Annotated in this window: 17 protein-coding genes and 1 tRNA gene; 9 read left to right on the top strand and 9 right to left on the bottom strand. The window is 60.2% G+C overall.

What is annotated here, in order from left to right:
- Positions 1-48: 48 nt before the first annotated feature.
- Positions 49-963: a ribokinase gene (locus E2F50_RS13695; RefSeq protein WP_133316720.1), complete on the top strand. Its 915-nt coding sequence runs from the start codon at positions 49-51 to the stop codon at positions 961-963.
- A gap of 134 nt (positions 964-1,097) precedes the next feature.
- On the opposite strand, the gene E2F50_RS13690 is transcribed toward E2F50_RS13695, so the two are convergent.
- The gene (locus E2F50_RS13690; protein WP_133316719.1) at positions 1,098-1,757 is read right to left on the bottom strand and encodes an EF-hand domain-containing protein; all 660 of its coding nucleotides are present in this window, start codon (positions 1,755-1,757) and stop codon (positions 1,098-1,100) included.
- Positions 1,758-1,861: 104 nt separating this feature from the next.
- Positions 1,862-2,575 (bottom strand): pyrimidine 5'-nucleotidase, encoded by a 714-nt coding sequence (locus tag E2F50_RS13685; protein ID WP_133316718.1) that lies wholly within the window; start codon positions 2,573-2,575, stop codon positions 1,862-1,864.
- A gap of 106 nt (positions 2,576-2,681) precedes the next feature.
- Here E2F50_RS13685 and E2F50_RS13680 point away from each other — a divergent pair, with 106 nt between their 5' ends.
- Positions 2,682-3,584, top strand: a complete 903-nt coding sequence (locus E2F50_RS13680; RefSeq protein ID WP_133316717.1) for a DMT family transporter — start codon at positions 2,682-2,684, stop codon at positions 3,582-3,584.
- 34 nt (positions 3,585-3,618) lie between these two features.
- Here the strand turns inward: E2F50_RS13680 and argB are convergent, their stop codons facing one another.
- Entirely contained in the window at positions 3,619-4,506 is an 888-nt protein-coding gene (argB, locus tag E2F50_RS13675) for an acetylglutamate kinase (RefSeq protein WP_133316716.1), read from the bottom strand.
- Between the two features lie 337 nt (positions 4,507-4,843).
- Between argB and E2F50_RS13670 the strand changes: the two genes are divergently transcribed.
- A complete protein-coding gene (locus E2F50_RS13670; RefSeq protein ID WP_133316715.1) occupies positions 4,844-5,401 on the top strand; it encodes a fasciclin domain-containing protein in 558 nt (185 codons plus the stop codon).
- A gap of 86 nt (positions 5,402-5,487) precedes the next feature.
- Here the strand turns inward: E2F50_RS13670 and yihA are convergent, their stop codons facing one another.
- From yihA to rpmH, 4 genes are all read right to left on the bottom strand, one after another.
- Complete coding sequence (gene yihA, locus E2F50_RS13665; RefSeq protein ID WP_202615465.1) at positions 5,488-6,147, bottom strand: ribosome biogenesis GTP-binding protein YihA/YsxC; 660 nt, start codon at positions 6,145-6,147, stop codon at positions 5,488-5,490.
- 125 nt (positions 6,148-6,272) lie between these two features.
- Positions 6,273-8,072, bottom strand: coding sequence for a membrane protein insertase YidC (gene yidC, locus E2F50_RS13660; RefSeq protein ID WP_133316714.1), 1,800 nt, complete (start codon positions 8,070-8,072; stop codon positions 6,273-6,275).
- Positions 8,072-8,461, bottom strand: coding sequence for a ribonuclease P protein component (gene rnpA / locus E2F50_RS13655; RefSeq protein ID WP_133317109.1), 390 nt, complete (start codon positions 8,459-8,461; stop codon positions 8,072-8,074). The genes yidC and rnpA overlap by 1 nt, the downstream gene beginning before the upstream one ends.
- 30 nt (positions 8,462-8,491) lie before the next feature.
- A complete protein-coding gene (gene rpmH / locus E2F50_RS13650) occupies positions 8,492-8,626 on the bottom strand; it encodes a 50S ribosomal protein L34 (RefSeq protein ID WP_133316713.1) in 135 nt (44 codons plus the stop codon).
- A gap of 496 nt (positions 8,627-9,122) precedes the next feature.
- Here rpmH and E2F50_RS13645 point away from each other — a divergent pair, with 496 nt between their 5' ends.
- The 3 genes from E2F50_RS13645 to E2F50_RS13635 all read left to right on the top strand — a co-directional run bounded on the left by E2F50_RS13645 (position 9,123) and on the right by E2F50_RS13635 (position 13,034).
- Positions 9,123-11,156 carry a methyl-accepting chemotaxis protein gene (locus E2F50_RS13645; RefSeq protein ID WP_133316712.1) on the top strand — a complete coding sequence of 678 codons (2,034 nt, stop codon included), beginning with the start codon at positions 9,123-9,125 and terminating at the stop codon, positions 11,154-11,156.
- A 170-nt stretch (positions 11,157-11,326) separates the two neighbouring features.
- A complete protein-coding gene (locus E2F50_RS13640) occupies positions 11,327-12,823 on the top strand; it encodes a sensor histidine kinase (RefSeq protein WP_133316711.1) in 1,497 nt (498 codons plus the stop codon).
- A 134-nt stretch (positions 12,824-12,957) separates the two neighbouring features.
- Positions 12,958-13,034: transfer RNA gene (locus E2F50_RS13635), tRNA-Arg, on the top strand.
- Between the two features lie 53 nt (positions 13,035-13,087).
- Here E2F50_RS13635 and E2F50_RS13630 read toward each other — a convergent pair.
- Complete coding sequence (locus E2F50_RS13630; protein WP_133316710.1) at positions 13,088-13,300, bottom strand: hypothetical protein; 213 nt, start codon at positions 13,298-13,300, stop codon at positions 13,088-13,090.
- A gap of 222 nt (positions 13,301-13,522) precedes the next feature.
- Between E2F50_RS13630 and E2F50_RS13625 the strand changes: the two genes are divergently transcribed.
- Positions 13,523-14,230 (top strand): SDR family oxidoreductase, encoded by a 708-nt coding sequence (locus tag E2F50_RS13625; protein ID WP_133316709.1) that lies wholly within the window; start codon positions 13,523-13,525, stop codon positions 14,228-14,230.
- A gap of 17 nt (positions 14,231-14,247) precedes the next feature.
- Positions 14,248-15,285 (top strand): proline racemase family protein, encoded by a 1,038-nt coding sequence (locus E2F50_RS13620; RefSeq protein WP_133316708.1) that lies wholly within the window; start codon positions 14,248-14,250, stop codon positions 15,283-15,285.
- A gap of 2 nt (positions 15,286-15,287) precedes the next feature.
- Here E2F50_RS13620 and E2F50_RS13615 read toward each other — a convergent pair whose 3' ends face one another.
- Entirely contained in the window at positions 15,288-16,214 is a 927-nt protein-coding gene (locus tag E2F50_RS13615) for a tetratricopeptide repeat protein (RefSeq protein WP_133316707.1), read from the bottom strand.
- Positions 16,215-16,437: 223 nt separating this feature from the next.
- Between E2F50_RS13615 and pyrC the strand changes: the two genes are divergently transcribed.
- Positions 16,438-17,481: a dihydroorotase gene (gene pyrC, locus E2F50_RS13610; protein WP_133316706.1), complete on the top strand. Its 1,044-nt coding sequence runs from the start codon at positions 16,438-16,440 to the stop codon at positions 17,479-17,481.
- Positions 17,482-17,498 lie beyond the last annotated feature (17 nt).

The following is a 17,498-nucleotide window of genomic DNA, read 5'->3' as shown; positions in this document are numbered from 1 at the left end:
CCTGTCGGGCAGTGTCACGCCAACGGACACAAGCAGGCAGGCAGCACCATGATCACCGTCTTCGGCTCCATCAACATGGACCTCATCGCTACGACGGATCGCCTGCCCCAGCCGGGCGAGACTGTTCCGGGCTCAACTTTCTCGACGGCAGCCGGTGGCAAGGGCGCCAACCAGGCATTGGCGGCACGGCGTGCTGGAAATGCGGTGCATATGGTCGGCGCAGTCGGCAGCGACGCGTTTGCGGAGCCGGCGCTGGCGCTTCTTGGCGAAGCCGGCGTGGATCTTTCAGGCGTCGCAACGGTCGCCTCAGAGCCGACCGGCACAGCGCTGATCCTTGTCGGCGGCACGGGCGAGAACATGATCGCCGTCGTGCCGGGCGCCAATGGAACGGTGGATGAAGCGGTGGCCCGGGCAGCGGTCAGCGCCATGTCGGCCGGCGATATCCTGATGCTGCAGCTGGAAGTGCCGCCGGGCGCGGTCGAAGCCGCACTGCGGTCTGCCCGTGCTCGCGGTGTCAGGACCGTCATCAATACTGCGCCCTTGACGGCAGAGGCGGTGCAACTGGCGGCACTGGCGGATATCGTCGTTGCCAACGAAACGGAGTTCGAACTTCTGGCCGGCTGCGAGGTCAAGGATGACGCGACGCGCAAGGCAGTGCTGCAAGAGCTTCACGCCCGCACGCGCCAGACATTCGTGGTGACGCTTGGAGCCGATGGCGTGATCGCTGCCCATGAAGGCCGGATCCTTCTCGCGGCCAGCCTTCCGATCCAGCCGGTGGATACGGTCGGGGCAGGGGATACTTTCTGCGGCTATCTGGCAGCCAGCCTCGATCAGGGTCTTGCCTTCGAGGATGCGCTAAAGCGATCGGCCATGGCGGGATCATTGGCCTGCTTGAAGCGCGGTGCCCAGCCGTCCATCCCGCTTGCGAGGGACGTCGATGCCAGGCTTTCGCAGCACGTTTAGTGCTCGGTATACGCTCGGTTGGGCCGACTGAAATTCGCCAAACATCCTGAACTCAAAAGCATGAACCCGCCCCCTTGCGGAAGGGAGCGGGTCCATTTGACGACTGTCGGAACTAGTTCGGAGGGGGCGGTGAACTAGAGGGGGCGGTCCGGCAGGTCGTCGATGGTAATCTGGTTGTCCTTGTTGATGTCCATGCGGGCGAACAGCTTGTCGGAGGCGGCAACCGCTTCCGCCTTGGTGATCTTGCCGTCGCGATCCTCGTCGATCATTCGGAACAAGCCACGGCTCATCATGCCTGCGCGGTGCCCCATGCCTTCGTGGCGGTCCCGACCGCCGCGACGGTCGTCCCGGTTGTCATCACGCCATCCATGGTGGTGGCCGGGGCGATCCCTGTCCGCACGATCGTCATCATCCTCGTCGTCCATGGGCGGGCCGCGACGGTCATCCTCGTCATCGACCTGCTCCGGCGGCGGATTGTTCTTGCGGAACTCATCCATCTTGGCGGCGCGGAAGTCGATCAGCTCGCCGCGTGTCAGCGTGCCGTCCTTGTTGGCGTCGATCTGCGCAAACAGCTGGTCCTGCCAGGCCGTCACCTCCTCCTTGGAGATTTTGGCGTCCTTGTTGGTATCGGCCATCTTCAGCAGGCGGACGAAAGTGAGGTCCTGCATCATGCCGCGTCCGCGGCCTTCGGGGCCGCCGCGGCCATGATGATCCGGTGCGGCGAGCGCTGGCAGCGAAGCACCGGCCAGCAAGGCGGCACCGAGCGTTGCGATCGCGATCTTCTTGACGTTCATGGGGCGTCCTTTCCGGTTGTTCGATAGCCTGAAGGTAAGGCTGGCAACCGGCTAGAACCACTTAAACATCGGTAATGTGGGTGAACTTTTGGTAAGGCAGGGGCCTAAGCCGGCACGATCGCGGAAAGGAAGCCGGCAAGGTCGTCGGTCACATAATCGATGTGATCGTCTTCCGCCGTCGGCTGCTCCCAACTCTCCAAATGAACGGTGTCCAGATTGCGCGGAACTAGAAGAACCGTGCGCATGCCCAGCGCTTTTGGCACTTTCAGATTGCGTGGCAGGTCCTCGAACATGGCGGCGCGGCCGGTGTCGATCCTGTGCAGGCTCGCGAACTTGTCATAGGTGGCGCCGGCAGGTTTGGGCAGATAGCCGGCCGCGACGATATCGAAGACGTCATCGAAGTGATCCAGTATGCCGAGCGCCCGGGCGGCAGCCTGGGCATGCGGCACGCTGCCATTGGTGAAGATGAACTTGCGGCCGGGCAGCGACTTGATGGCCTCTCCCAGTGCCGGATCGGGCAGCAGCGCAGAATAGTCGATGGCATGCGCCTGCTCCAGAAAGCCGTCCGGATCGATGCCGTGGTGCAGCATCAGGCCCTGCAGCGTCGTGCCATGTTCGTGATAATACTGCTTCTGCAGGGCTCTCGCCTCTTCCGGCTCGACCTGCAGCAGCGCCTGCACATAGGCCGTCATGTTCTTGTCGATCTGCCCGAACAGATTGATGTGATGAGGATAGAGCGTGTTGTCGAGATCGAATACCCAGTCACGGACATAAGCGAAATCGGCGGCGTTTGGCGATGTCTTCGGCATTGTGTTCATGCCGCATCTTATGCACGGCTCTTTGGTCGAATAAAATCGAAAAGGCGGACGGTTGAGGTTGAATCCGGCCTTGGCGGCTTCTTTCGGGACGTGATACGGCGGCCGGATGGAACTCTGGATCCCGATCACCATAGCCGCTGCGTTCATGCAAAACCTTCGCTCTGCCTTGCAGAAACACCTGCAGGGCAGGCTTGGCACGCGCGGCGCGAGCTTCGTTCGCTTCGGCTACGGCTTTCCGATTGCTATCCTATACGTGCTCTGCCTTCATCACCTGGGCGGGTACAGCTTTCCCAATCTCAACTGGAGCTTTGCGCTCTGGTCGGTCGTCGGCGGCCTGGCGCAGATCTTCGCAACCATGATGCTTGTCTACCTGTTCTCCCTGCGGAACTTCGCCGTTGGGACGGCCTATTCCAAGACCGAGCCGGTGCAGGCAGCCATCTTCGGCTTCGTGCTTCTTGGCGAGAAACTCAGCCCGGGTTCGGTGGCAGCCATCATCGTTGGCGTCATCGGCGTCATGCTGATCTCTATGGCGAAGCTGCCGCTTTCCTGGCGCAACCTGCTCGTTGCGCTGACAGGGCGCACGGCCCTGATCGGCATCGCATCGGGCGCGGTGTTCGGCGTTTCGGCCGTTGCCTATAGAAGCGCGGCTCTTTCGCTGGAAGGCCCCGGGCCGGTCATGCAGGCGGCGGTGACGCTGGCCTGCGTCACCAGCTTCCAGACCATGTTCATGCTGGTCTGGATGTTCTGGAAGGACAAGACGGAAATTTTCGAGGTCCTGCGCAGCTGGCGCTCCTCCTCATTGGTCGGGCTTGCCGGCGTGCTTGGCTCGGCCGGCTGGTTCACGGCAATGGCCCTGCAGCAGGTGGCCTATGTCCGGGCGCTCGGCCAGATCGAACTGGTCTTCACCTTCATGGCCTCCTACTTCCTTTTCCATGAGCGGGTGAACCGGCTGGAGCTGTGCGGCTGCCTGCTGATCCTCTGCGGAATCCTGGGCGTAATCTTCTCCTAGCCCGACAGCGCTGCCGCAGCCACGCCGCTAGGCCTCAGGGCACGATCAGCGTCCCGGCGCCGTGTTCCGTGAAGATTTCCAGCAGCACCGAGTGAGCGGTCTTGCCGTTGAGGATGACTACGCCCTGTACGCCCGCCTTGATGGCATCGATGCAGGTCTCGACCTTGGGGATCATCCCGCCGGAAATCGTGCCGTCCTTGATGAGCGCGAGCGCTTCGGCGACCGTCAGCTCCTTGATGAGCTGCTTGTTCTTGTCGAGGACGCCCGGCACGTCGGTGAGGAATAGCAGACGCGTCGCGTGCAGCGCTCCAGCGATCGCTCCCGCAAATGTGTCGGCATTGATGTTGTAGGTCGCGCCGTCGCGGCCCGGTGCTACCGGCGCAATGACCGGGATCATCTCCGATTTTGCCAGCAGGTCGAGCAAGGTCCGGTCGACCTCCACGACTTCGCCGACAAAGCCGAGATCGAGGACGCGTTCGATATTGCTGTCCGGATCGATGATCGTCTTCTTGGCTTTTTCGGCAAACACCATGTTGCCGTCCTTGCCGCAAAGCCCGATCGCCCATTCACCGGTCTGGTTGATGAGCGCGACGATCTCCTTGTTGATGGAGCCTGCCAGCACCATTTCAACGATCTCGACGGTCTTGGCGTCGGTGACGCGCAGGCCACCCTCGAACTTCGATTCAATACCCATCTTGGTGAGCATGGCACCGATCTGCGGGCCGCCGCCGTGTACGACGATGGGGTTGACGCCGGATTGCTTCAGAAGCGCGATATCGGCGGCAAAGGCCTTGCCAAGTTCGGAATCGCCCATGGCATGGCCACCATATTTCACGACGATCGTCTTGTTCTCGTAGCGCTGCATGTAAGGCAGCGCCTGTGCCAGAAGCTTGGCCTGAAGCTCGCTCTCGGAAACCGTCATCGAAAACCCCTGAAGAATAAGTGGCGCCTTTTAGCGCATGTTTTTGACAGAAGAAACAATCCGCCGGGAAGATTTGTGCTGCAGAATATACAAGCCTCGGATGTCGCCACCGTCGCCGCCTAATGCAGGCGGTTCTTGCCGCTGTGGATGATGGAACAAATAAACGAGCGGAAGCAGAGGCTTGGAGTTTTCTGTCCCGATTTCTTCAGGCGCCTGAAACTCTTTGCGTCCGGCACCCGTCCCTTGTCCTGTCTCCGATGCTGTCGGAGCACCAAGCCTTTGGAAGGCGCGCTCTGCGCCGGGCAATAAGTTCCTAAGAGAGGAAGAGGAAACCACTATGTTGAAATCCGCACTCCGTACATTCACCATCGCTACCGTTGTCTCATCTGCCGCCTTTGCCGCCCATGCAGCTAATCCGAAAGTTGGCGGCGCGGCCATGTATGAAGACAAGAACATCGTCGAGAATGCTCTCAACTCGAAGGACCACACGACCCTGGTTGCCGCCGTCAAGGCTGCCGGCCTGGTCGAGACGCTGCAGGGCAAGGGCCCGTTCACTGTCTTCGCGCCGACCAATGAAGCCTTCGCAGCTCTGCCGAAGGGCACTGTCGATACGCTGCTGAAGCCGGAAAACAAGGCGCAGCTGACCAAGGTGCTGACCTGCCACGTGGTTGCCGCCAATGCCATGTCGACGGCCATCGAAAAGATGATCAAGGACGACAAGGGCACGCATGACGTCAAGACCGTCGGCGGCTGCGTCCTGAAGGCCAAGGAAAGCATGGGCAAGATCACCCTGACCGACGAGATGGGCAATGTCGCCAATGTGACCATTGCCGATGTCAAGCAGTCGAACGGCGTCATTCACGTGGTCGACAAGGTGCTGCTGCCGAAGATGTAATCGGCAGCGCCTTTCCAGGCATGACATGAGAAAAGGCCGGTCGCTCCCATGGGCGGCCGGCTTTGGCATTTGGGGAGGCAGCTAGATCAGGCCTGCCGACCAACGGCCTCTAAAATGGCCTGACGAAGTTCATCCAGACCCTTGCCCTTTTCCGACGAGGTCGAGAGAACAACCGGATACGCGGCCGGGCGCTTGCGGATCTTCTCCACCGTTTCTTCCACCAGCTTCGGCACGGCTGGCTCCTTGATCTTGTCGGTCTTGGTCAGCACGACTTGATAGGAGACGGCAGCCTTATCGAGAAGATCGAGCACATCCTCGTCATTCTTCTTGATGCCGTGGCGGCTGTCGATCAGCACATAGACGCGCTTCAGCGTCGCGCGGCCGCGCAGATAGTCGAAGACGAGCTTCGTCCAGGCATCCACGTTCTCCTTCGGAGCCTGTGCATAGCCGTAACCGGGCATATCCACTAGCGCCATCGGCGGAAGATCGGCGCCTTCACCGGAATAGCCGTCCGGCACGAAATAATTGAGCTCCTGCGTGCGGCCCGGCGTATTGGACGTACGAGCCAAGCCCTTGTGAGCCACGAGCGCATTGATCAGGGAAGACTTGCCGACATTCGAGCGGCCCGCAAAGGCGACTTCCAGCGGACCTTCCGGAGGCAAGAATTTCATCGAGGGCACGCCCCGGATGAAGATCCACGGGCGCCCGAAAAGCGGCTTGTCGTCCATGTTCCGGTCTGCGGGCATTGGTATGGCGGTCCTGTCTTCGTTCAAGCAGACGGATTCCGTGTTTTAGCCCAAGATGTCAAGCTTTCACCGTCATCCTCAAGCCCGTCATGAAAAACCCCGGACAAGCCGGGGTTTTGAAGTCTTTATTTGGACTCAGCCGGCTTTCGTTTGAACAGCGATCTAAGATTGCCGAAAAGCTCGATCTTGGCGCCGTGCCGCTTCATGATAAGTGCCTGCTGTGCCACCGAGAGTGTGTTGTTCCAGGCCCAATAGATCACAAGACCGGCCGGGAAAGAGGCCAGCATGTATGTGAAGACCAGCGGCATCCAGGTGAAGATCATCGCCTGGGTCGGGTCCGGCGGTGTCGGGTTCATGCGCATCTGCAGGAACATGGTAATGCCCATGACGATCGGCCATACGCCGATGATCAGGAAATGCGGCACGTCATAAGGCAGGAGGCCGAACAGGTTGAAGAGCGAGGTCGGGTCGGGAGCCGAAAGGTCCTGAATCCAGCCGAAGAAGGGCGCGTGCCGCATTTCGATCGTCGTATAGATGACCTTGTAGAGCGAGAAGAAGATCGGGATCTGCAGGACAACCGGCCAGCACCCGGCGATCGGATTGATCTTCTCTTCCTTGTAGAGCTGCATCATCGCCTGCTGCAGTGCCATGCGGTCGTCGCCATGCTTGGCCTTCAGTTCTTCCATCTTCGGCTGCATGCGCTTCATGTTGGCCATCGAAGCATATTGCTTGCTGGCCAGCGGGAAGAAGAGCAGCTTCACCACAACCGTGGTCAGAAGAATGGCGACGCCGAAATTGCCGACGTGACGGAAAAAGAAGTCCATCAGCATGAACATCGGCTTGGTGATGAAATAGAACCAGCCCCAGTCGATCACCAGGTCGAAATGCGGAATTGAATATTCTTCCACATAACGGTCGACCAGCGGGACTTCCTTGGCACCGGCAAAAACCAGGTTCTTCAATTCAGCCGACTGGGCCGGCTGAATGGTCAGCGGATCGGCTTTATAGTCGGCCTGGTAGCGCGGCTGTCCGTCGGTGAAATGGGTGAAGCGGGACTCGTAGGGCGTCGACTGCGGCGGCACGATGGTCGTCGCCCAGTACTTATCGGTGATGCCGAGCCATCCTCCGGCCGCCTTGTCGTTCGAGACGGCTTCCTCTTCAATGCTCGAATAGGTGTGCTCGCTGAGGCTTCCATCCTTGCCGAGGACGCCAAGAAATCCTTCGTGGATGACCCACACAGAAGGCGTTACCGGCTTATTGTTGCGGGTCACGCGGCCGTAGGAGGAAAGCGTGACGGGCGCACCTGTCGGGTTGTCGATCTTGTCGGCAACCGTGATCATGTAATGTTCATCGACGGTCAGGGTGCGGGTGAAGACCAAGCCCTTGTCGTTGGTGAACGACAAGGTGACCGGCGTCGTCTGGGTCAGCTTCTGTCCACTTGCCAGCGTCCACTGCGTGCCGGGGCCCGGTGCCGAGCCGCTCGTCTCGCTGCCGACATAGCCGAGTTCTGTGAAATAGCCGTCCTTCGTATCGGCAGGTGAAAAGAGCGTGATGATCGGGCTCTTGTCGTCCACAGTCTCGTGATATTCGCGAAGCTTGAGATCGTCGAAGCGCGCACCAACGAGATTGATTGAGCCCGAAAGCGCAGGCGTGTCAATTTCAACGCGTGGAGACTTTGCCAGAGACTGGTCGCGGGTTGCGGTCGCCTGTGCCTGGCCGGTCGCGCCGGGCAGGTCGCCGGTCGTTGTTGCGGCACCTGGGCTCTCGGGCGTAAAGTTCTGTGCTGGCTGCTGCTGCAGCGCCTGCCGGGCTTCCTCGGCGCGCTGTTGGGCTTCCATCCGCGGGTTCATGTAGAGGAACTGCCAGGCAAGGACGATCACCACCGAAAGCGCGATCGCGATGAAGTAATTACGGTTTTTTTCCATCATGCTTTCCTGGAACGGGGCTCCTCGGATCCCCTCGTTTTAGGCTTGCCTTCAATGCGTGCGATGAGCTGGGCCGTCATCTCTGCGAACGGCGCCGTCAGCACGTCCCGCCGCGCGACAATGACATAGTCGTGTCCGTTCTTCATTGCAATTGCGGCAGACTGCTTCACCGCCGCCCTGAGCCGACGGCGCATGCGGTTGCGTTCCACAGCGTTGCCATGCTTCTTTGTTACGGTGAATCCGACCCGCGGAGGCTCGTCCGGCTGGTGTCGGTCAAGGACCTCCAGAAGGAAGGTCCGGCCGCGGCGGCTTTCGCCTTTGCGCACGGCAAGAAACTGCGGCCGACTTTTAAGTCGCCCGACAGTCTTGTCGATGTTCTTCCCGTTCATCATAGCCCGGTTGTCTCGGGCATCCCGGCATTAGGCCGAGAGACGAGCGCGGCCGCGTGCGCGGCGTGCAGCAAGAACCTTGCGGCCGCCAGTGGTGGCCATGCGGGCACGGAAACCGTGGCGGCGCTTGCGAACAAGCTTGGACGGTTGGTAGGTACGCTTCATTTATTTAATACCGCGGTGTGCGGCCCTTCTTGGATCTTGCTTTTTCAAGCAGGAGCGTTTCGGAAACGTCCGGAAGCTTTGGCATGGCTAAAGCGCAAGCCTGCTTGTGCGGACGTGCGCGGCTTATAAGAGAAGTTGGCTGGAAAAGTCAATTGCAGCGGCGTTTTCATCCTGATGGAGCGTCAGGATCGGGGTCGTACCACTGCAGGTGGTTAACGTTTTGTCCTGTTATTAAAGATTGCGGCCTCGGCCTGCATTTGTAAGTACTGTCGAAAATGAGGGATAATTATTCATAGTTCGGTCCCTGGCGGCAGGTGTGGGCTGTTTATCCCGCGAATCTGGCCGAGTATTGGAAGATTATCCTGCATGTTTGCCCACTCGCTGGGCGGGCGCCACTCAAACATTCTTAACGGGTCGATGTTATTTTTCGCAGTAGTCGACCAAGGCGAGGGCGGATGCTCTTCTCCTGGTCTCGATCTGTCTAGGGGATGCTTCAGTGAAGATCAGAGCGAAAATAACATTACTCGTCGGCATGATGAGTTTAGTGGCCTGTATCATCGGAGGCATCTCGCTCTTTGCGGTTAAGCAATACCATGCGCTTAGTCTGGATTATGCCCGTGTCGCCGACCGCGCATACAAAGGCGAGCGTCTTAATCGCATGGTAACGGCGGTCGTGATGGACGCCCGCGGCATCTACGCGGCGAAGGACGTCGCGGCAGCCAAGCAGTTCAGCGACGGCCTGTTGAAGTCGCTGGACGAGATTGAAAAGCTGATCGCCGAATGGAAGCCGCAGGTTCCGGCCAGCCAAAAGGAAGGCTTCGACAAGCTGGTCGCCCGTTTCCAGGAATTCAAGGCCTTCCGCTCCGAGACAGCTCGCCTGAGCCAGGCAGACGGCCCGCAGGCGGCAAACGTTCAGGGAAATAACGAGGGAAATCGCGCAAACCGCAAAGCATACCAAGCGGAGATCGACTCGATCGTCAAGTTCGATCAGGCAGAGCTTGCAAGCCTTACCAGCAAAATGGAAGATTTTGGCGATTCCGTCTTCTACAGTGTCTTGGCCGCGACCCTCTTGGGTGTCGCCGGCGGGCTGGCTTTCGGTCTCAACCTGGGCCGCAGGCAGATCAGCCAGCCGATCCTTGACCTGACCTCGTCCATGAAGCTGCTGGCGGACGGCGATTACAGCGCGGATGTGCCATTTGCAGGACGTAAAGACGAGTTGGGCGACATGGCCGCAGCAGTCGAGGTGTTCAAGAGGAACGGCCTTGACGTTGCCCGGATGAACAAGTCGGACGCCGCCTTGCGCTCCAAAAGCGACGATCTCCAGAAGTCCATGTCCGTCGTGGTGGCGGCCGCTGCCGAAGGCGATTTTACGCGCCGCATCAACAAGCAGTGGGGCGAGGAAAGCCTCGACGCTTTCGCCAGTACGGTGGATCAACTGCTCGCCAGCGTGGATACAGGTGTTTCGGAAACCCGCCGTGTCGTCAGAAGTCTTGCGGACGGCAATCTGACCGACAGCATGAAGGGCCAGTTCAAGGGCGCCTTCGCCGAACTGCAGCAGAACGTCAACGGCACCATGGCGACCCTGCGCGACACAATGCGCAATGTTCGAGTAGGGACGGCCTCCATGAACGGAAGCACGAGCGAACTGAGCTCGGCGACCAATGACTTGTCCAAGCGCACCGAACAGCAGGCCGCGGCACTGGAACAAACATCCGCAGCACTTGACCAAATCACCGCCGTCGTCCGGACGTCGACCGATCGTGCCCAGGAAGCAACCGTCATGGTCGGCGAGGCCAAGCAGAGCGCGGTCCAGTCGGGCGAAGTTGTTCGCAACGCGGTCCAGGCCATGGAGCGCATCCAGCAGGCCTCCGGCGAGATTGCCCAGATCACCAATGTCATCGACGAGATCGCCTTCCAGACCAACCTGCTGGCGTTAAATGCCGGCGTCGAAGCGGCGCGCGCCGGTGAAGCGGGCAAGGGCTTTGCGGTGGTGGCGCAGGAAGTGCGTGAACTGGCCCAGCGTTCCGCAAGTGCCGCCAAGGATATCAAGGGCCTGATCAGCAAATCCGGTCAGGAAGTGGCAGGCGGCGTCAACCTGGTCCAGAAGACCGGCGAGGCCTTGTCCGAAATCGAACTGCGGGTCCTGCGGATCAACGACCACATCCACTCGATCGCGACAGCCTCGCGTGAACAGGCAACCGGCCTGGCGGAGGTCAACACGGCCGTGAACCAGATGGATCAGGTGACGCAGCAGAATGCCGCTATGGTCGAGGAAACCTCCGCCGCCACCGCCAAGCTCGCCTCAGAGGCCAACAGCCTGTTTACTCTGATCGCCCATTTCCAGATCGGTGACGAAGGCGGAGCGGCGGCAGCGCCTTCAAGGCAGTCCCGCCCGGCGCCTGCGAGCCCTGATCACAGGCCCCGCATGTCTCCGGTCAAAGCATTGACGGGCACATTGGCCCGGGCTTTCGGGGGCGGTGCGGCCTCTGCCACAGCTGCAGCCGCAGCATCGGACTGGGAAGAATTCTGATCTGACACCAGCATCAATAAAAGGGCGCGACCTCAACTGGTGGCTGCCCTTTTTGCGGTGCAAGAGGGGCGGCCAGGAAGGGCTGGCAAAAATCGCCCGACAGGGTAGAATGGCGGCATGATCTTGTGATCACGGGCGGCAAGCAGCCTGCGACATGGAGTGGAAACCGCATGGATGACGAGGTTCAAGCCTCGGCGGCCTCGCAGGCCCGGGCAGACGGTGCCGGTCCGGAAGCGATGCCGCGCCTGTTCCGCGGTCTTTCCGGCAGGCTTCTCTGGCTGACCGTCATCTTCGTCATGCTGGCCGAAATTCTCATCTTCGTGCCTTCGGTGGCCGGCATGCGGATGAACTGGCTGCGCGACCGGCTGGATACGGCGGCGGCCGCCGGTATCGTCATCGATGGTCTCCAGCCGGCCGAACTGCCCCGCGCGGTCCAGGATGATACGCTTCTGGCAACGGGCACGAAAGTGATCGCGCTTCGCAAGGACGGCACCTCGCGCCTACTTGCCGCGACCGACCTGCCGCCGCAGGTCGATGCGCAATACGATCTCGCCGACACACCCATGCTGGCCTCCATGCGCGACGCGCTCGAAACGCTCTTCTTCGGCGGCGGAAAGGTCATGCGCGTCTTCGGCCCGATCGGCGACAGCGACATGATGATCGAGCTGGTCATGACCGACGACGCGCTGCGCAAGGAGATGCTGAAATATTCGAAGATGATGTTCCTTCTCTCTTTGCTGATCTCGCTGATCACGGCGGTTCTCATTTTCGTCGCCATCAACCGGATGATGATCATGCCGATCCGTCGGCTGACCCGCAGCATGCAGATGTTTTCGGAACAGCCGGAGGATCCGTCGCGTGTCTTCGCGGCCGATCGCTCGCGCGGCGAACTGGCGGTCGCAGGCCGACACCTGACCGTCATGCAGCAGGAATTGCAGCGTACGCTGAAGCAGCAGAAGAACCTCGTCGATCTCGGCCTCGCCGTTTCCAAGATCAACCACGACATGCGCAACATCCTGGCCTCTGCCCAGCTGATGTCGGACCGCCTGACCGATGTGGAAGATCCGATGGTGAGGAGCTTCGCACCGAAGCTCTTGCGCACCATTGACCGGGCCGTCGGCTATACGAGCGAGGTTCTAGCCTATGGCCAGGCCTCGGAAGCCGCGCCGAGGCGGCGGCGCATTCGGCTGGCGGAACTTTGCCAGGAGGTGCGCGATATTCTTGCCATCGACCCCGAAGCCGGAATTGAATTCCTGGACCAGATCCCGGCGGATGTGGAAATCGATTGCGACAGCGAGCAGATCTTCCGGGTTATCCACAATCTGTGCCGCAATGCCTTCCAGGCGCTGGCAACCTTCAACCCGGAAGACAGCGCCATGGGCCGCCGCATCACGGTCGCGGCCCATCGCGTCGGCAGCGTCGTCAGCATCACCATCGATGATACCGGCCCCGGCATGCCGCGCAAGGCGCGCGAGAACCTATTCTCCGCTTTTCGAGGCTCGGCTCGCTCCGGCGGTACAGGCCTTGGCCTGGTGATTGCCCGCGAATTGGTGCTCGCCCATGGCGGGACGATCGGCCTTGTAGAAAAACCGGGTCCGGGCACCCAGTTCCGCATCGAGATTCCCGACCGGCCGGTCTCTCTCGATGACTACCGGGCGCGCGCATGAACGCATCCTCCAATTTATCAGACGCTTACCAGCTAGGTGACACTAAAATGACGTTTGTTCTGGTAAAACCACTTGCAATCCTTTGCTCCAGCCTTTAGAGGATCGCCACGCAAGCGGTTAAGCCGCTTGACCACGCACCCGTAGCTCAGCTGGATAGAGCACCAGACTACGAATCTGGGGGTCAGGAGTTCGAATCTCTTCGGGTGCGCCATTCTCTTTCTTCTTCTGTTTCCATCTCATGGCCTGTTGCGGATCTGAATCTGTTTATCGACGGCTGCCTCGCAGTGACGATACCAGATAGCCCGCAGCGAACATCATGGCGGCGAGCGCAACTCCAGTGCTGATCACGCCTGCCGGCGTTATCCTGGCGCTGGCTTGCAAGGTGATGTTCTTGCCCACGCGCATCTCGAAGGTCGATTTGATTTCCTCGGGATGGGACGGGAGCGCTACCGAACCTTCTTCTTGAACGAGTGGCATCTGGTCTCCGGTGCAAGTGCGGGGGCCCAATCGTTTGAGATGGGCCAGATGAATTTCCTGTATGCCATGACACTGTAGCAGCTTGTCGTCCTTTGGTGCGACGCCTCTCCTTGTGCCGAACCCGCGGGGGTGGCCCGGCGTCGCAGACAGTAGGCAAAACGCCGACCCTGATATATTTGTCCGAGAGGCTGCATCCGACGCGGCGATTGCGGGAGAGGAAGGATGACTGAGATGCAGAAGGTTGCGCTGATCACAGGTGGCGGACGTGGAATGGGTGAAGCCATTGCGCGGGAACTGCATGCAGAGGGCTACCAGCTGGCACTGATGTCGCCTTCGGAAAGCTGCGAGAAGCTCGCAGCCGAACTTGGCGGCGTCGCTTCTCGCGGCGTGGCCGAAAAGGCGGAGGACATCCAGGCGATCTTCGACCTGACGATGAAGGCCTATGGCCGCATCGACGCGGTGGTCAATCATACCGGCCATCCGCCGAAGGGCGATCTCCTGGACCTCAGCGACGAAGCCTGGGCCCTCGGTTCGGACATGATGGTCCTGTCGCTGGTCCGCATGGCCCGGCTGGTGACGCCGGTCATGTTGAGCCAGGGCAAGGGTGCCTTCGTCAACATTACGACTTTTGCAGCCTACGAGCCTTCGCTGGTCTTCCCGGTTTCCTGCACCTACCGGGCCGCAGCCGGTGCCTTCACCAAGCTTTATTCAGATCGCTATGCAGCCGACAACATCCGCATGAACTGTATTCTGCCCGGCTATATCGACAGCCTCGAGCACAAGCCGGGCACGGCCGAAAAGGTACCGATGAAGCGGATCGGGCAGGTCGAAGAGATCGCCAAGACTGCGGCTTTCCTGCTATCGGATGGCGCAGGCTATATTACCGGGCAGAACATCCGCGTCGACGGCGGCGCGACCCGGCACGTGTAAGCAGGAAGAAAAAGACGATGAGATGGAAGCGTACGATCCAACTGCTGGACGTCCATGCAGAGGGTGAAATCGGTCGCGTGGCAATCGGCGGCGTGCCGAAAATTCCGGGCGAGACGGTTGCCGACCAGCTCACCTGGCTCAACACCGATCCGAAGGGGCAGGAGCTTCGCCGCTTCCTTTGCCTTGAACCGCGCGGCGCGCCAATCGGCTCGGTCAACCTGCTTTTGCCGGCGCGGCATGCCGATGCCGACGCAGCCTTCATCATCCTGCAGCCGGATCAGGCGCATGCCAGTTCCGGTTCCAATTCCATCTGCGTCACCACGGCCTTGCTGGAAGCCGGCATCGTCGAGATGAAAGAGCCCGAAACCGTTGTCACGCTGGAAACCGCCGCGGGCCTCGTTCGGGCGGTCGCGACCTGTCGCGACGGACGGTGCGAGAAGGTCAAGCTGACCATGGTGCCTTCCTTCGTGCACGAGCTCGACGTAATCCTGCAGACCCCTCTCTGGGGCCCGATCCGGCTCGACCTCTGCTATGGCGGAATTTTCTATGCGCTGGTGGATGTGGACCAGATAGGCCTGACAATCGAAAAGGCGAATGCCGCCGAGCTTGTCAAAGCTGGCATGGTGCTGAAGGATCTTATCAACAAGCAGCACACGGTCGTGCACCCCGAAATACCGGCTATTTCAGGTGTGGCTTATGTCATGTTTAGGGAAACCGAGCCGGATGGCACGGTTCGCACCTGCACCACCATGTGGCCGGGACGGGCAGATCGCTCTCCCTGCGGCACCGGCAATTCTGCCAATCTGGCGGCGCTTCATGCACGCGGACAGGTGAAGGTTGGCGACGTCTTCAGATCTCGTTCGATCATCGGCACGCAATTCGAAGTGGGGTTGGCAAAAGAGACTGAAATTGCCGGCAGGATGGCCATCGTGCCGACGATTTCCGGCCGAGGCTTCACCTTCGGCCTGCATCAGGTTGCGCTTGATCCGTTCGATCCGCTCGCAGACGGCTTCGCGATGACGGATGTCTGGGGACCCTCTGCCGGAGAAATCTGAGATCAGATTTCCTTACCCACAGTTGTCGGGGTTTCCATGTCGCCCTGCTTCAGAACCAAGCTGCTCACGCCTTCGAATGTTGCATCTTCAGACGGTGCTGGAACGACGCCCATCTGCTGGAACTGCAGGTATTTGTAGGCGCCGAAGACATCGCCCTTCTTGGCGGCTTCGGCATACATTTCTGCAGCCTTCTGGGCGTTAGCCTGGATGCCTTCGCCGGCTTCGTACATGAGGCCGAGATTGATCATGGCATCCGTGTTGCCGCGCTGGGCAGCAACATCGTACCAGGCGATTGCCGTCTGATCGTCCTGCGGAATAAGCTGGCCTTCGTCATAGATGGCGCCGATATTGAAGGCTGCCGTGTCGTCGCCTTCGCTGGCGGCCTTCTGGAACCAGGTCAAGGCCTGGTTGACGTCAGGCTGCGTGCCGAGCCCGTCGCGGTAGGCTACGCCGAGGTTGTAGGCGGCCAGACGGTTACCGCTACTGGCGGCTTCCGTGTACAGCTTGAACTCGGCCTGCTCGTCGCCCAGCCGGCCCATCAGCATGCCGAAATTGACCTTGGCAGCCGCATATCCGCCCTGAACCGCTGCGTCATAAGCGGTCATGGCCTGGTCAGCGAGGTTGGAATTGTTCAGTGCACGGCCCAGTTGGTAAGCGAAACGGGGATTGCCGGTGGTCTCAAAAGCCACCCGGCATGCATCCACGGCCGTTCCATCGATCTTGGCAATGTCGACAGGCGCGAACTGGTTATTGCGCTGTTCATCGAAGGGGCTGCCGGCAAGCTGGTCGCATTCGCTCTGCATGGCAGAGGCGAGAACAAGGTTGCCACGCTCTTTGGCGCCGGGGGAAACCGTCAGTGCACACAGCGCAACAGTAGCGCCTGTGAGTACTGCAAATCCCCTGTTGACTTTTGATGCCCGGGATTTCATTGTCCGCTCCGATTGATATCTTTCGATTTGCTTAATGAACGCCAAAGTCCGGACCTGGTTCCTGGACTTTTTGTGCTTTCCTCCCAAACCCCCTTTATTTCCCGCACGTCTTTGTGAAGTCCGCCTCGAGCAGTGGCAGATTTAGCCGTGCCTGTGCGCTGCAATTGTCTTGTCGAAGCCAATGATGGTAAGGCAGGACGATCAGCAAGAAATCGGAACATTCATGAAGACCATCAGCATCCGCCGCCCTGACGATTGGCATTTGCATCTGCGCGACGGCGCGGTTCTCGAAGGCGTCATCGGCGATACGAGTCGGTATTTCGCGCGTGCCATCATCATGCCGAACCTCGTGCCGCCGGTGGTGACGACGAATGATGCCAAGGCTTATCGCCAGCGCATCCTGGCAGCGCTTCCCAAGGGCGACCGGTTCGAACCGCTGATGACGCTCTATCTCACCGAGCATACGGATGCGGATGATGTGGAAGAGGGCAAGGCCAGCGGCCTGATTTCGGCGGTGAAGCTTTATCCCGCTGGCGCCACCACCAATTCGCATGGCGGCGTCCGCGACCTGAACAAGGTCATGCCGGTGCTCGAACGGATGGCAAAGATCGGATTGCCGCTCTGCGTGCATGGTGAGGTGACGACGCCGGAGGTCGATATCTTCGACCGGGAAGCCGTCTTTATCGAAACGGTGCTCGATCCCCTGCGCCTGCGCCTGCCGGAACTGAAGGTGACGATGGAGCATGTCACCACATCTGAGGGCATCGACTATATCAAGTCCGCGGATGCCAATATTGCCGGCACGATCACCACCCATCACCTGATCATCAACCGCAACGCAATTCTGGTCGGCGGCATCAGGCCGCATTATTATTGTCTGCCCGTTGCAAAGCGCGAAAGCCACCGCCTGGCATTGAGAGCGGCAGCCACGTCCGGCGACCCCCGCTTCTTCCTCGGCACCGATTCGGCCCCGCATGTGGATCCGCTGAAGGAATGCAGCTGCGGTTGCGCCGGCGTTTATACGTCACTCAATACAATGAGCTGCCTTGCGCATGTCTTCGAGCAGGACGATGCCCTGGATAAGCTGGAGGCTTTTGTCTCGCTCAACGGCCCGGCCTGGTATGGACTTTCTCCCAACGAGGAGAGGATCACCCTGGCAAGGCAGGAGGAGCCGGTGCAGTTTCCGGCAAAGCGTCAGACCGGTGCCGGAGACATTACCGTCTTCGATCCGATGTTCCCGCTTCATTGGCAGGTAGCCGGTGATTGACAGCGGATAAGGCTGCC

This window comes from Rhizobium deserti (assembly GCF_004358025.1).
GTDB lineage: Bacteria > Pseudomonadota > Alphaproteobacteria > Rhizobiales > Rhizobiaceae > Neorhizobium > Neorhizobium deserti.
This window is presented reverse-complemented; position numbering and strand designations above follow the sequence as displayed.

What these genes read in the sequence shown, in the direction of transcription:
- E2F50_RS13695 (WP_133316720.1), top strand. Translation starts at nt 49, where the DNA reads ATGATCACCGTCTTCGGCTCCATCAACATGGACCTCATCGCTACGACG.
- E2F50_RS13690 (WP_133316719.1), bottom strand. Translation starts at nt 1,757, where the DNA reads ATGAACGTCAAGAAGATCGCGATCGCAACGCTCGGTGCCGCCTTGCTG.
- E2F50_RS13685 (WP_133316718.1), bottom strand. Translation starts at nt 2,575, where the DNA reads ATGAACACAATGCCGAAGACATCGCCAAACGCCGCCGATTTCGCTTAT.
- E2F50_RS13680 (WP_133316717.1), top strand. Translation starts at nt 2,682, where the DNA reads ATGGAACTCTGGATCCCGATCACCATAGCCGCTGCGTTCATGCAAAAC.
- argB (WP_133316716.1), bottom strand. Translation starts at nt 4,506, where the DNA reads ATGACGGTTTCCGAGAGCGAGCTTCAGGCCAAGCTTCTGGCACAGGCG.
- E2F50_RS13670 (WP_133316715.1), top strand. Translation starts at nt 4,844, where the DNA reads ATGTTGAAATCCGCACTCCGTACATTCACCATCGCTACCGTTGTCTCA.
- yihA (WP_202615465.1), bottom strand. Translation starts at nt 6,147, where the DNA reads ATGCCCGCAGACCGGAACATGGACGACAAGCCGCTTTTCGGGCGCCCG.
- yidC (WP_133316714.1), bottom strand. Translation starts at nt 8,072, where the DNA reads ATGGAAAAAAACCGTAATTACTTCATCGCGATCGCGCTTTCGGTGGTG.
- rnpA (WP_133317109.1), bottom strand. Translation starts at nt 8,461, where the DNA reads ATGAACGGGAAGAACATCGACAAGACTGTCGGGCGACTTAAAAGTCGG.
- rpmH (WP_133316713.1), bottom strand. Translation starts at nt 8,626, where the DNA reads ATGAAGCGTACCTACCAACCGTCCAAGCTTGTTCGCAAGCGCCGCCAC.
- E2F50_RS13640 (WP_133316711.1), top strand. Translation starts at nt 11,327, where the DNA reads ATGGATGACGAGGTTCAAGCCTCGGCGGCCTCGCAGGCCCGGGCAGAC.
- E2F50_RS13630 (WP_133316710.1), bottom strand. Translation starts at nt 13,300, where the DNA reads ATGCCACTCGTTCAAGAAGAAGGTTCGGTAGCGCTCCCGTCCCATCCC.
- E2F50_RS13625 (WP_133316709.1), top strand. Translation starts at nt 13,523, where the DNA reads ATGACTGAGATGCAGAAGGTTGCGCTGATCACAGGTGGCGGACGTGGA.
- E2F50_RS13620 (WP_133316708.1), top strand. Translation starts at nt 14,248, where the DNA reads ATGAGATGGAAGCGTACGATCCAACTGCTGGACGTCCATGCAGAGGGT.
- E2F50_RS13615 (WP_133316707.1), bottom strand. Translation starts at nt 16,214, where the DNA reads ATGAAATCCCGGGCATCAAAAGTCAACAGGGGATTTGCAGTACTCACA.
- pyrC (WP_133316706.1), top strand. Translation starts at nt 16,438, where the DNA reads ATGAAGACCATCAGCATCCGCCGCCCTGACGATTGGCATTTGCATCTG.